Annotated in this window: 10 protein-coding genes; 1 reads left to right on the top strand and 9 read right to left on the bottom strand. The window is 37.9% G+C overall.

The annotated features are described in order from the left end of the window. Positions 1 to 11: 11 nt before the first annotated feature. From BUA16_RS01405 to BUA16_RS01370, 8 genes are all read right to left on the bottom strand, one after another. Positions 12 to 3,617 (bottom strand): PAS domain-containing hybrid sensor histidine kinase/response regulator, encoded by a 3,606-nt coding sequence (locus tag BUA16_RS01405; protein WP_072762864.1) that lies wholly within the window; start codon positions 3,615 to 3,617, stop codon positions 12 to 14. Between the two features lie 345 nt (positions 3,618 to 3,962). Continuing rightward, on the bottom strand, positions 3,963 to 4,490 hold the full coding sequence (locus BUA16_RS01400; RefSeq protein WP_317045379.1) for a sigma-70 family RNA polymerase sigma factor: 528 nt from the start codon (positions 4,488 to 4,490) through the stop codon (positions 3,963 to 3,965). Between the two features lie 702 nt (positions 4,491 to 5,192). Further along, complete coding sequence (locus tag BUA16_RS01395) at positions 5,193 to 6,164, bottom strand: bile acid:sodium symporter (RefSeq protein ID WP_245795497.1); 972 nt, start codon at positions 6,162 to 6,164, stop codon at positions 5,193 to 5,195. Positions 6,165 to 6,421: 257 nt separating this feature from the next. After that, positions 6,422 to 7,684, bottom strand: a complete 1,263-nt coding sequence (locus BUA16_RS01390) for a DUF2254 domain-containing protein (protein WP_072762862.1) — start codon at positions 7,682 to 7,684, stop codon at positions 6,422 to 6,424. A gap of 505 nt (positions 7,685 to 8,189) precedes the next feature. After that, positions 8,190 to 9,008, bottom strand: a complete 819-nt coding sequence (locus BUA16_RS01385; protein WP_072762861.1) for an alpha/beta hydrolase — start codon at positions 9,006 to 9,008, stop codon at positions 8,190 to 8,192. A gap of 92 nt (positions 9,009 to 9,100) precedes the next feature. Further along, positions 9,101 to 9,472, bottom strand: coding sequence for a VOC family protein (locus BUA16_RS01380; protein ID WP_072762860.1), 372 nt, complete (start codon positions 9,470 to 9,472; stop codon positions 9,101 to 9,103). Between the two features lie 230 nt (positions 9,473 to 9,702). Beyond that, on the bottom strand, positions 9,703 to 9,933 hold the full coding sequence (locus BUA16_RS01375) for a DUF1059 domain-containing protein (protein ID WP_245795496.1): 231 nt from the start codon (positions 9,931 to 9,933) through the stop codon (positions 9,703 to 9,705). Positions 9,934 to 10,314: 381 nt separating this feature from the next. After that, entirely contained in the window at positions 10,315 to 11,319 is a 1,005-nt protein-coding gene (locus BUA16_RS01370; protein ID WP_072762858.1) for a PliI family lysozyme inhibitor of I-type lysozyme, read from the bottom strand. A 411-nt stretch (positions 11,320 to 11,730) separates the two neighbouring features. Between BUA16_RS01370 and BUA16_RS01365 the strand changes: the two genes are divergently transcribed. Then, positions 11,731 to 12,921 (top strand): glycoside hydrolase family 88 protein, encoded by a 1,191-nt coding sequence (locus BUA16_RS01365; protein ID WP_072762857.1) that lies wholly within the window; start codon positions 11,731 to 11,733, stop codon positions 12,919 to 12,921. A 277-nt stretch (positions 12,922 to 13,198) separates the two neighbouring features. Here the strand turns inward: BUA16_RS01365 and BUA16_RS01360 are convergent, their stop codons facing one another. Continuing rightward, positions 13,199 to 14,356 (bottom strand): histidine decarboxylase, encoded by a 1,158-nt coding sequence (locus tag BUA16_RS01360; RefSeq protein ID WP_072762856.1) that lies wholly within the window; start codon positions 14,354 to 14,356, stop codon positions 13,199 to 13,201. Between the last annotated feature and the right edge of the window lie 153 nt (positions 14,357 to 14,509).

Genomic DNA, 14,509 nt, shown 5'->3' with positions numbered 1-14,509 from the left:
AAAACATTTTTTTAAGCTAAAGCTTTGTCTTTTACTATTAAAAATTCGATAATAACTTCTTTTAAGGTTTCGAAAACTACAGGTTTGGATACATATTCATCCATGCCATATGCTAGGCATCTTTCGCGTTCTCCTTTTACCGTTCTAGCCGTTAAAGCTATAATAGGAATGCGGCTTTCATTATTTTCTAACTTTCTTATCTCTTGTGATGCCTCAAAACCACTTAGAATAGGCATCTGAATATCCATCAATATTAATTCTACCTCCCTATTCTTAAAGGCTTCTACCGCTTCTTCTCCATTGTCTACTTCTATCAGTTCTACATTTGGAAGTAATTTTTTGATAATAGTACGGGTCAAATATTTATTTATCTTATTGTCCTCCGCAACCATAATCTTAAAGTTGTAGACAGAAAGATCTATTTCTTGCACCTTTTTAGGGGCAGGATCCTTGGAAATAGCTGGATTTTGAACTTGATCAATAAGATTAAATAACGCATTCATTTGAATGGGCTTTACCACATTAAATTGCACTTGATATTCATGACATCTTTGCTTTACCTCATTGTCGTCGCCAGAACTGTGTAAAAGAATGATAGGAAGCTCGACTTCCGATAAATTAAGAACGGTTCTAATATGTTTGATTAAATCAAGACCATTTAGATAAGGCATATGGTAATCGATGATGGCTAAATCATAGGACTCTCCTTTTTGTAAGGTGTTAATGGCTTCTATTCCATTTGCCAATAGGGTAGTGCTAATTTGTTCAACCGCAAGCATTTCTTTTAATATAGTACGGTTGTTAAGGTTGTCATCAACCACCAAAACATTCTTTACATTGCGGGTAAGGGCTTGATTAGGGTTTTGATCCATTTCAGTTTCAAAGGAAACATTAAAATAAAACACACTGCCTTTATCTTGGGTACTGGTTACTTGGAGCTTACTGCCCATGATTTCTAACAAGCGATTACTGATGGAAAGGCCTAGACCAGAGCCGCCATATTTACGGGTAGTGGATGCGTCTTCCTGATCAAAGGCAAAGAAAATTTTGTCCATATTTTCAGGTGCAATACCAATTCCGGTATCTCGTATAGAAAAGGTATAAAGCATTTTACCATTGCCTACATCCGATGGATTAGCCTCGACTTTAAGTTCTATTTCTCCTTGATGTGTAAATTTTACGGCATTTCCTAAAAGGTTAATAATGATTTGTTTTAGGCGTACGGTATCGGCATAAATGAAACGCTTTATTTGTGGGGAAATATTTAACAATACTTCTAAATTCTTGTCATGCGCCTGTTGTTTGATAAGATCGATAGCCTGGCCACAGACCTCTACCAAATCGGTTTTTTCTATACTCATCTCTAGCTTACCAGCCTCAATTTTAGAGAAATCCAAAATGTCATTTATTAAGTCGAGTAGGGATATGGCCGAACTATATATAGTATTCATATAGTTTTGTTGGCTATCTGAAAGGGCTGTTTTCATCAAAAGGTCTGTAAAACCAATGACGCCATTTAAGGGTGTCCTAATCTCATGACTCATATTGGCCAAGAAATCCGATTTTGATTTACTGGCCATTTCAGCTTTTTCCTTGGCGGTAATTAGAGACTCTTCCATCGCTTTTAATTCAGAGATGTCGGTCCCAATGCCTAAATAACCAGTGGTAGTGCCCTCGTGGTCTTTTACCGGGGTGATCACGAGCTGTACAGGGAATTTACTGCCGTCCTTTCTTATATACGTCCATTTCTTAGGTTCAAAATTCCCTAGATCGGCATCATAACAAAAAGCATCCTTCTCGGCTATAGTGGTGCCATGTTTTTCCGAAAGTACTTTTACATGGTCGGCGACTTCTTCCTTAACATGAAATAAATTTGGAGTAGTTTTTCCAACGACTTCATGGGAAGCATATCCTAGAAGGTTTTCTGCTCCTTTATTAAATTTTTTAACAGTAAGGTTAAGATCTGTCTCTATAATAGATATTTGGGTCGTAGCATTGAGCAAGCCTTGTAAGTCGTTTAAACTGCGTTGTAATGCCTTGCGGCCTAAGATCGTCTCGGTCATGTCCACGACCTGACCGATAAGGGAAGTTACCTTTTCCTGTTCATCATAAATGCCGGCAACATGAAAATGACAGTAAACTATATGGCCGTTTTTATGAATATATCTTTTTTCAATACTATAGTTTTCAATTTCTCCCTTGACAAGCTGTTCTATTAAATGGCTATCATTTTTATAGTCATCAGGGTGTATAATGTCCCTAAACCTAACCCCACGAAACTCCGCCTTAGAATAGCCTATTATTTCTGCTAGCTTGTTGTTGAACATCACCCACTCACGATCTAGGCCTATGACGCCCATCCCGTTAGGAGAATTGTCAAAAGCTTTGATAAATTTATCGGCATTTTCCTTTGCCACACGCTCTAGTTCCTTTTGCTCTGTAATTTCTTCAAGCTGAGTGATAATAAGGTCTTCATGGTTGTCAGACCCTGGAAGTATGGATGTGTTTATGTTACACCAAATTATTTTACCATTAGAATGGAAGCATTTTACTTCTAATTTATAATTTTGAAGTTCTCCTGCGATTAATTTTTGACGAAAATCAACGGCAGTTGCAAGGTGGTCGGGATGAATGACATCTTTAAAAGTTAGCTGCAAAACTTCTTCCTTGGGAAGGTTTTCAAAGCCAAAAATCCGTATACAGGCCGGGTTAATATCTATTACTTTATTCTCTTTGTCAACCAGGAGAATCCCTATAGGCGAGCTTTCAAATATTTTTTCGAAACGGTTCTTAGTAGCCTTTAATTCTATTTCTCGTTTCTTTTTTTCGTCTATATCCTGAAAAGCACCATATACCCGGATACATTTTCCAAATTTAAACTCGGGTTTTCCAAAAGCTCGGACCCAAATATCCCGGTCATTTGCAGTAATTATTTTGCATTCAACATCGTAGTGGGTACCATTAGAAATACAATCATTAAATGAGGAAATTATTAGGTCTCGGCTCCAACCTTCTTTAAAAAAGTTGATCGATTCTTCAAATTTTGGTTGGTAGTTAGGTGCAACCTCATGTATCGCTTTGGTTGCCTTGGTCCAGGTTATTTTATTTCTTAATAAATCAATTTCCCACCCCCCTATATGTGCAATTTCATTGGTTTGCTCATAAACACTAATAAGAGAGTTTAATTCATTGCGGTATTCGTCAAACCAAATTTCAGAATGATTAAAGCGCAACAAATAAAAAACATTTTGCTCTGAATCGATAAAAGGACGGGCTTCTATCTCATAATTCAACTGATTGCCAAAAGCATCTGAGACCAATAATTGCGTAGGTTGCTTTTCAATTATATCCTTATCAAGAGTTGTTAAAACCAATAGAAGGTCTTCAATTGTTTTGGCTCCTAGCTTGTCATTTAAAAAAGCACTGTTATAATCAGCTTCTCCTAGGTCAAATCGTAGGCTCTCCCAAAATGATTGGCTGACCCAAAACTTATCATTGTTTCCTTTTTGAAAAAACCATAAACCATCATTTGGCTTTTCGGTAATCCAACTAAAAATAGCTGGATTAATATGAAGCAAATCTTGTAGTTTATTTTTTAAAAAGGAAGCTTTTGTCATAAAAAATGAAGTTGGGGAAACTTCAACGAATATACGAAATTCTTTCTGTTTGTCGAAGAATCAGTGTTTTAAACGATGGAAAATCAAAGACTTCTGATTAAATGTCCTTTAATTAAATTTTTCAATTAAGAATTGCGGGGAAATATTTTAGGATGGGGTTTTTTAAGGATGTTTTTGTATAAGCACTTTTTTTGAAGTTTTTAAAGCATTGAATCTTAATTGTTTGAAGAACAAGAGGAAAGAATAAGTTTACATTAAATTAGATATTAAGATTTTTTTAACACTAAAAGTATTAATATATAATTATTTATATTCTATTAATTTAGAAAGTTTTTTCTTTGTTTTTTAGTTGCATTTTGCACAGTTTTCTTCTCCTACAAGTTTCCCTTCCTTATTAATTTCAAATTTACAACACTCGTTAAAATTCTTTTTTAGAATCAATTTTCCGCGTCTAATTCTCGCTTTTACATTCGGTAAACTAATTTTTAGCAATTCAGCAACCTCAATTTGTTTCTTTCCTTTTATAAAAACCATATCAATGACCTCTTTATATTCTAAAGGTAAATTGGCTATGAATTTATCAAAACAACAAAATTTCGGATGGTTTTCAGCATCTTTTAAGAGATCTTGATTTAAACTGATGCTTGTATCTGTGGAGTCCTTAAAATGATTTGCGATTTCATTTCTAACAATTTGATAAGTCCAGGCTTTTACCTTCTCCGGGTTTTTTAGTTGTTCAATGTTTTGGTGAATTTTCAGAAAGGAATTTTGAAGAATTTCATCAACGGAATCCTTGTTTTTTACCTTTTTTAGAATAAAAAAATAAAGCTGGCTATTGTAGGTATTCCATATGGTGATCGTGTCAATTTTCATTTGTAGATACTTGTTGTTTTTTAACGGTCATACTTCGGCTGCGTTCAGTACAAGCATGTAATTCGCGTTTCTATATTCATATTTACGACCAGTTCGCCGTCATGCTCATTTCATATTATAAAATTTAAGGTTGGCCAAAAGACCAACCTCTTTTTTAACAACATTCACATTTGCTGCATTCACATTTAGTGCACTTGCAATCATTATCCTTACAATTTACACAATTACATTTTGTGCATTCACAATTTGTACATATACAGGTATTCATAGCATAAAATTTTTTCGTTCATAAAGGAGACTGGATGTTACTTAAAAAGATACAAAATTTCTCGTTTTTTTTTAGAAACCTAGGGAGTACAATTGATCTTACGGTACTTTAGTCCCTCTTTCCAAGGAATATCGTAACCAAAAGTTATGTTGGTATGTAATATTAAGCCGTTCTCCAAGGATTCACTGGTGTAATTGGTAGTGTTTCCAGAAAGACTCAAAAACAATATCGAAGGTGTTTTCGGTTTTCACTACGATGATGGTCCCTATTTTTAAATAATACCTTCTTATAGTACTTCAATTTTATCCATGAAGGAGCATGGTAAAAAGGGTAGCATGGGCTGTTAATGAGCTGGGTAGGGGTAAGGGGTTTTCCTTTATGGCACTTTAGTTGCTAAAATGCATGGTAGGTGAGTATGTTTTGCCCTTACAGGTCTATGTTGTCTTCAGGCTGCGTTTTCCTAACTTTTGGGCGACATAGGCAACAATTAGTAGTTGACTAATATGGTAAAGCATCACCGGTAAGATGTAGATGCTTGCATTGGCACTATGTCCGAACATTATTTTTGCCATTACAGACCCGTGTACCAACGATTTTTTAGAACCACAGAATATAGCCGTTATCCGATCTTCTGTAGAGAACCCTAACTTGTTAGAAATCGTGTTTATCAAGAATAACATAAAAAAGAACAGCATCAAAATTGCAAGACAAAGTAAAACTAGGACTGTTAAGTTTAATCCAGAAAAAAGATTGGCAAGGAACGAAAGACAAAAACTAGTGTAAACAATAAGAACAATAATGGTCTTGTCAAAATTAGCGATCAACTTACTGTTCTTAAGCGCTAGATGTCCAAATTGTCCATGTAGTAGAAAACCTAAAGTCAATGGAAAAACAATTTGCAACATTAATTTAGTGATAACGGACATTGCAGAAACCCCTTGGGCATCATCTATTACTAAGCCGAGCCAAAGTGGCGTTAGTGCCACCCCAAGAAGCCCCGATAGGCTTGCATTAAAAATGGCGGCTGGGATATTTCCTTTGGCCAGGGAGACCATTACTACGGAGGAAGAAACAGTAGAGGGCAATACAGATAAAAAGAACATACCTATCCATAACAATTCGGCACTCTCGCCAACCATTAAGGATTTAAAGGGCAATATTAGCAGGGGGAAAATTATAAAAGTGCTCAGGTGAATCAAGAGGTGTAATTTATAATTACTCACTCCGGCCCTAAAGGTGTGCATGGATAGTTTTAAACCGTAAAAAAAGAAAATAAGTCCAATCCCCACATCGGTAACCTTGTTTAAATGGAGAGAATTAGCGCCAGTTGGCCAAACATAGGCAACGGGGATCGCTGTCAGTAGGGCTAGAATAAAGCCATTGAATTTAATTTGTTTTTGAAGCACAAAACTATTTATTATGGGTTACATAAAATATAAACCAAGGACAAATGTATGATATTTATATGACTAGAATGAGTAGGGTTATTCAGAAATTCTGTTTGTATTTTTCCGATTCGATTTAAAAAAGAGAGAGACTTTTTATGAGCTAAAATAGGGGTAAAGAACATAAGTATAGGTTTTTATGTTGTGTTTTGTAAAGTGATAGATTGAATGAATTTTAGCGTGTTGAAAGGTCGTCCCAAAGAAAGAGGTATAGTATTCTATACAACCTTGGAGATTAAGCATTCTTTTTTTAAATCCTTAAGGTCTTCCTCAAATTTCATGTGTTGTACAGCTCTTTTATAAGCCATTTCGGAATGATACATGGCTGCTGAGGTAATATCGGCTCGTTCCATGGAGGCTAGGGAACAGAATGTTTTTTGTAGTTTTATCATTACTTCAATATTAGTTGCACCGTCTCGGGCAATGGGTCTAAAGGCGTCCTCAAATAAATCGGCCATCGAAATTTCGGGCACTTCAATGCGGTCATAGGATACTGAGGTAGTCTCCTCTTCGTTTTCGGGTTCGGCCCAGAGATGAAAAAGGCGTGTTAGGCTTCCAATAATTTGAATGGCTGTGCCAGGATCGTTGATGCCTGGAGACAATGCCCTACTGGCAATTTCGCTTAAAGCGATGATTCCAAAGCGAGGGTCTTCGTCAAAGACTCTAGTTTCATCACAACTAAACGCCTTGTCTATTTTACGGCTAATCTCATCCATGTCTTCCGCTATATGTCCGTGCAGGAAAGCGATGGGAGTATTCGGCTCTATAAAGCAGCCCGGAAGTCGGTTTACGGTAATGGTGGCATCTAAATCTTCTGCAATGTCTTGTAGGTAGCCTAGATTTATACGGATTAAATACCCGATGTTATGGGCAAGGATTGGGTAGCCTGGGTTTTTTTTCGGCGCTAAAGCAATGCCTTTTAAAGTGGGATTTTTAATTCTTGCCTTGATGGCTTTCGCGGCAGCGACTTCAATTTTTTTGATTGTATTGGTAAGACGTCCTAATCGACTTATCCGGTTTACCCATTGTAAAAAAGTTAAAATAACAACGGCAAAGAGGCCGAGGGTAATAACAAACAGCACAAAGTTTCCTGCTTTTCCGTAAAGTCCGTTTTGTAAAGCAACCTTGGCAATAATGCTAAAAATAAAGGATCCAATAAATACCGATAGGGCGTTTTGAGAGACATCGTCTACTATGATCAATTTAAAAGACCTTGGGGTAGCAGAGTTGCTGGCGGCCGAAAAAGCAGACAGCATAGAAGCTACCGAAAAAATAGAAATAACAAGCATACTGGCCGAAATTGTCGACAGTAATTCTTCTAGGGAATCCGTATTGATACTAGGAACAAAATCTTTTAATACCGTAGCATCTGCAAGGTGAGCTATAAAAGCGGCGATGACCGAAAAGAAGCAAAAAATAAAAGGCCTGAACCATAATTGTTCTCGAAGGCGATAAAAAATAGCTTTGATTTTGCTTTTCATATGTGCAGATATTTATTGATTTTTAATGGTCATACTTCTGCTGCGCTCAGTACAAGTATGTAATTCGCATAGCTGAATTAGTAATTGCGACCAATACTTGGTCATGCTTATTCCATGGTTTAAAAATTAAATGAACTCAGAATATCATCAATCGTTTTTGGGCTTTTGGAAATGTAGCTGTGGCTGATTCTTAACTGCCTTTAACTATCATTATTGTTTTAGGTTATAAATGTTATTTTTTCTGGGATCTATCTCAAAATTGGGTGTGAATTTGTTCCGAGTTTTTCTGGGAACGGAATGCACCCTTTCGATATCTTAAAAACAGTGCTTATTCCTTAAATATAATATAATTAATGTTATTTCTATGGGTTGCTTACCGAGAATTTAAGTGGAGACCTATATTTGCAATACTTAGGTAAGCTATGCCTTAGGGTGTTGTTATTGTTACAATGATTACTTCCCTGTCCTGCTTCTAAGGATTAGTACTCAATTGTTTTTAAATATTCTATTTTGTGGCAGTGAAATAGTTTTTAAAAAACAGCAGTTGGTACTGTATGGCATTAGACCAGTATTCCCAATTATGTTGCCCAGGACGTTCTATATAATCGTGGGGTATATTTCTTTCGAGCAATTTTTCGTGGAACCGTTTATTGCTGTCATAAAAGAAATCAGCGGTCCCACAATCGAATATCAGTTTTAAATCATTTCCCTTCAACAAATAAACCATATTGATAACCGTATTGTTTTCCCAATGTTCCCGATTTTCGGAATACGGGCCCAAACGTTTGGGCAGGTCCCAGTTATTCGGAAAAGGACGAATGTCCAATCCGCCACTCATGCTTCCGGCGGCACCCCATATATCCTGATGCTTCATGGCAAGATAAAAAGCGCCGTGGCCGCCCATGCTTAGCCCAGTAATGGCCCTATGTGTCTTGTTTGCGATAGTTTTGTATTTGCTGTCCATTTCGGTTACCAATTCCCTCGAGATATAGGTTTCATAGCGCATTTTATGATCAATGGGGCTGTCCAAATACCAGCTCGTAAGGCCGCCATCTGGACAAACAATAATCATTTGATGAGTGTCGGCAAAGGTTTTTATCTCAGGGGTTTTCGATATCCAATCGGTATAATCTCCTCCCGCTCCGTGTAGTAAATACAATACCGGAAAAGTTGCTTCCCCCTGTTCATAATTCGCGGGTAAGATGACAAGGTTGGGAATAGATTTGTTCATGGCCGTACTGGGAACCATTAGCGTATCTATTCTGGCCGCTAATAGGGCTGTGGTATTGAAAATCAGAAGCAGCCAACATAGTTTTAATCTCATAAAGGAACGGTTGTTTATAAAGTGGTTGCTTTGGTATAGGGAACCAAAGAGGATTCTTGTTTTAATAAAAAAGTTTGACTTGTGGACGGTAGCTAAATATGTTGGTCTATTAAAATGGTATTGCCGTCAGGATCTGTAAGAACAAAACTTGCGGGGCCAGTGCCCGATTCTTCAGTTTCCTGTACCAAAGAAATATTATTGGTCTTTAGGTGTTTTTGAAGGACTCTTATATCATCAAAAGATTCCAAGGTGTTGCCACTTTCGTCCCAACCGGGATTAAAAGTGAGGATATTGTTCTCGAACATTCCTTGGAACAATCCTATTAAGGAATTCCCATTTTTCATGATGAGATAATTTTTGTCCAGATCCCCGGCCAAAACCGTAAAGCCTAGAGTTTCATAGAACTTTTTGGAGGCTTTAATATCCTTGACATTGAGGCTGATGGAAAAAGCACCTAATTTCATACCTGGTTGTGTTTTTGGTTAGCGCTAGTAAAAATAGCATTCCTAAATTTATAAATATTTATTCGCTTAAGCTAAAAATACCGGAGCCGTATCTAATTGTATGGAGCTAAATTTTAGGACGCTATAGCTGCCAGGGCTTATTTTATAAATGAGTGCTTACATATTTTTTCCTGAGTTGGAAATTAGAAATACCGCCACAGGGTTCCTTGGTTTCAAAGGTCCGTTACAATCTACTCAACTTCGGGCAAAGCATCAAATGCCTTTTTCTTAAGTTGCAGCCGTGTTTTCATTTTTTCATCCGTTGTCATTAATTTTCGCATTTTTTTCATGGCCTCGAGGTGCTTTTTATCTCCCAAACGGAACATTTCTATGCCATGCTGCTTGCTTAACTCGGCTATTTCCTCGAAAGTATCGGCATGAAGCTTTTTGTCACAGCAGCCACCTAATTCTTTGCAGGTCATCGTTTTCATTTATTTTCGAATTTTGAAAGCAGTGAATAGGTGTATTAAAGTTAGAAAATTAATTTGTCACAACCTCAAGTAGGTTAAAGTGCTAGGGAATGACAAGGAGTATTAGAACCGAACCGCAAAAACTGAATAGGGAAGATTGCTGTAAGATAAAAGCTTAGGGCAGGATTTATCATAATTTTTTTATTAGGGTGCTGTAGCGTTGAGAAAAGAGTTTTGAAACCTGGTTTGTGATTGGGGTGAGCAGCATACAGAAATGACAAACCTTTGCCCAGGGGCATCGCCTTTGGACTCGAGGTATCCTTAGTTAGTATGGTTAGAAAGCTGTTTTTTAGTACTTTTGATCAGTAAAGTGGCCTAGGGGAGAGGCCTGTCTTAATAAGCCAGGACATCTATTATTTTGTCCAGCACAAATTGTTTAGACCCCCCTACATCTTTAAGTTTGTACTCGATCTTTCGTAAATTTCCCGTTGGGTTGCTGTTGGTGTCCCCAACTTCATAGGTTTTATAGCGTTGCACCAAGATGTTATCGATGATGCTAAATTGGTCGTGTCCCATATAGCCTTCTTTGGCATTTTCATTTTCGGAAATATCGGGAAAATAAATGGGGGTCAAAAATTTTCCGCCGTTTACGGAATAGCCAATCACATCGCCATAACTGCCGCTTCCTGCCGAGGTGGTGTAAATTAATAGTTCAGGAAACCCATCGGCATTTAAATCTCCTATTTCGGCCTGCGTTACCCTAGCGTCAATATCTAACAATATTTCTTGGTTATCTATTGTTAATCCATAAGGCTTAATATGGAGTTCCTGTATAGAACCACTTCCTGTGCTACTGATTTCGAAACCGATATTGTTATAGTTTAGGTTTTTGACGAAAATCCTTGAGTCTATTTGATTTTTGTCTAGGGGTTCGTTAATTTTCTGATAGTTACCTGCCAAACTCGATCCACCAGAACAGTAATATGAAAGGAAGCTGCTTTTTTCTGCCTCTCTAGACTTAATTGAAATTACATCGTTTTCAAAAACAAATAAAAATTCACCTTCACGTGAATCTACCGTATAGGTGCTGTCGTTTACCCTGCTAGCGATGGCATCAAAAGTGCAGCTAGGTTTTTTTTGGTCGTTTCGTGAACGTACAGAGATATGTAAGTTGCTCTCCGAGCTTTCGCGTACCGATACGGCTACCCAGTCATACCCTTTATCACGTCGGCTATAATTACCGGATACGTAATCTCCTATGAGCGTACTGTTTGTGCCGAAGGAGCGAGCGGTCTGTGGTGTGTTGCTGCCAAAGTCCGTAGAAATGTCATTTTCTTTATGGTTTTTACAGCTAAAAATTAACGTTAGCAATATAGCGGCTAGTAAGTGTTTTTTCATAAGTCAAAATATCCATCACCCATATCACAATAACTGTACCACTGTTAATAAAATCACAATTTTCCTGCGATTTGAGGAACGATGATAAGGCATGAGGCTAATTGGGCGGGTAACGGCCTCCCTAAAAATGATTTTTGAGGTGTTTTATATAGTTATGCAATCGATTGTATTTTCGAGGTGAATGTTTATATTTGTTTTCATATGGGTATTATATGATATCCATATGAAATGATTACAATTAAATATTGGTCGCTAATAGGAATCTAGAAATGTGAATTATAGATACCTGTCAATAAACAATAAATACCCATATATGGCAGTCAAACAAACAGCTTAGCTATTTGCGATGGGAAAAGAAAGTAACTGACCAAATGCCTTTAAATTTATAAAATAACCATAATCCTATACCTAATGAACCTAAAACCAACGATTTTACTTTTAAGTGTTTTATTATTTTTTAGTTGTTCTTTTAAAACCAAGAATAATTCTGAGATTGCCGCTGTTTTGGATATTGCTGAAGCGCAGTACGATTTGATGAATACCGCCATCAGTCCAGCTTTTTCCGATAAAAAATTTATGCCAAGAACTATAGAAGACGGTAAGAGGCGATTGGTGCATGTGAAGGATTGGACCAGTGGTTTCTACCCAGGCTCTTTGTGGTATCTGTACGAACTGACCAAGGATAAAAAATGGAAGGAAAGGGCCGTACGCTATACCGAGAAACTCGATACCATTCAGTATTGGGAAGGGAACCACGACGTAGGATTTATAATGGAATGTAGTTATGGAAATGCTCTGAAGGCCCATAAAACTAAAGCATATGAAGATATAATAGTGCAAACGGCCAAATCTCTCTCGGCACGATTTAGACCTGCAGCGGGAGTTCTTCAGTCCTGGGATGGCAATGAGAAATGGGCATGCCCGGTGATTATCGATAATATGATGAATCTAGAACTGCTGTTCAACGCTACCAAAATATCTGGAGATTCTCTTTATTACGATATTGCGGTATCCCATGCCGATAAAACTATTGAAAATCATTACAGAGACGATTATAGCTCCTACCATGTCGTAGAATATGACACTATTAGCGGTGCTATCGTCAAAAAAAACACACATCAGGGTTATAGCGATGGTTCTGCCTGGGCGCGTGGACAGGCCTGGGGATTATATGGCTTTACCATGAGCTATCGAGAAACGAAGGACCCTAAATATTTAGAACAGGCAAAACATATTGCGAATTTTATGAGGCAAAATCCAAATTTGCCCGCAGATCAGGTGCCTTATTGGGATTATGATGCCCCTAAAGGACCAGATACTCCTAGGGACGCTTCCGCTGCGGCCATTACGGCATCTGCCTTGTTCGAGCTTAGCGGTTTTGTGAGTGAGGACGAACGGACAGCCTATTTAAATTGGGCCGAAAAGATTATGAAGAGTTTAATGTCCCCGGATTATTTGGCGGCAACAGGAACCAATGAGAATTTTCTTCTGAAACATTCGGTGGGGAGCATACCCCATGGCGTAGAGATTGATGTACCCTTAAATTACGCCGATTACTATTTCTTGGAGGCCTTATTTAGAAAGGGTAATTTAAAGGACTAAATAAAGGTGTAATGACCATTCTACGCTTTTAATGGTAAGAGGGGCAAAAATAAATCTAGTTTCAAGCATGTGGGGCCATCTATAAAAGTTGGGTTGATTTTAAAGGATGATTCGTCCTGTGGGTTTGTTTTGGGCGTTCCCTCCTTCGTCGGGCGGGCCCTTGGCTATATCCCTTGCGTTGCGGCGGGGATGCCGCCGCGGTCCCTAACGCGATAGTAGTTGTCCTTAATCGACTAAGCCGATCGGAACGAAATTCAATTCTTAATGAGGCGATGGGTCAAAACTCAAATTCAAATGCTTCCTCTTCCACCGGGCTGGTATTTTTCATATCATGTACAAACTCGTCTATCTGCGCCTTGCTTACATTGGGCATGCATATGATATGGGAAATATCGTCTTCGGTGGCCAATTGCCATTTCAATTTAATTTCCAATGGTGTTTTTGGTAAAATTACCGTAATAGCGCCGGGGTTTCGCCAAGCGGCGATACCGATATTATGAAGTTGGTCCATACAGTATTGGGCGGTGTCCAAACAGTCTTTGAAGCGCGCTCGCAAACCTTCTTCGCCCAATTGCTTTAGGGCATACCATAGGAATAACGGGCTATGGCCATTTCGCGATCCGGTAATAGTGGTGTCTAAAGATCCTATATAAGAAACTCCCTTGGCTATCCTATCCCTGTTACTTCGTTTGGTGATGATAACCCCTGTAGGAATAGGAGAGCCTATGAATTTATGTCCGCTTATAGAAATGCTGTCCGCCCCATCTTTAAAATCAAAGGGCAAACAAGGCTCCATAAATGCGCCATAGGTGCCAGATAAGGCTGCATCGCAATGAATGTAATGGTTCTGAATGGCCAAGCGTTTTAAAATACCCTTTATTTTAGAAACATCGTCCTTGGCCTCTTTCATGGTAGTGCCAAAAGTAGCAAGGACAATGGCAGGCTTGTGGCGGTTTAGCTTTACCGTGTTTTCAAAATCCTCATAATCCATTTCGCCATTCTCTTGGGCGCGGATGACAATGCTGGGGATGTCTAACAAATGAATGTTTTTTCGTACGCTATAATGGGTCGACTCTGAATAGTAGACCATAGCATTCGGATATAGTTCCCGCGCTAAATAAAGTCCGTACAAATTACTTTCAGATCCACCATTAGTAACATAGCCCCAATAGTCATTCGGGTGTGCTCGGAATAGTCTGGCAAAAAAACCAACGACCTCACGCTCCATTTCATGCGTTTGAACCTTATAGGTTCCGTCTTCAAAAGGATCCCCTAAATTATTAATGGGATATTTCAGAAAATCGTTTAATTCAGAATAATCAAAATCCTTGGATACAGGATACCCTAAAAAAGTATCCCTCGCCTGTGCTATATCCTTTCTAAGGATTTGTAAACGTTCGCTGTCTTTTGGCGATAATCTTTTCTTTATGGACATATTATGAGGATTGATTAATTAGGTCAAATATACAATTAGAAGGATTTTATATTGTAAAAACATTATAAATCAAAAAATAAACCTTTATATATGTATTTTTAAAGTATTTTAGTATGGTTTTAATGAAAAAGCACTTTGAAAAAACGAAAAATA

It is taken from the genome of Arenibacter nanhaiticus (assembly GCF_900141935.1).
GTDB classification, from domain to species: domain Bacteria; phylum Bacteroidota; class Bacteroidia; order Flavobacteriales; family Flavobacteriaceae; genus Arenibacter; species Arenibacter nanhaiticus.
The sequence above is the reverse complement of the archived record's forward strand: the minus strand, read 5'-3'. Positions and strand labels throughout refer to the sequence as shown.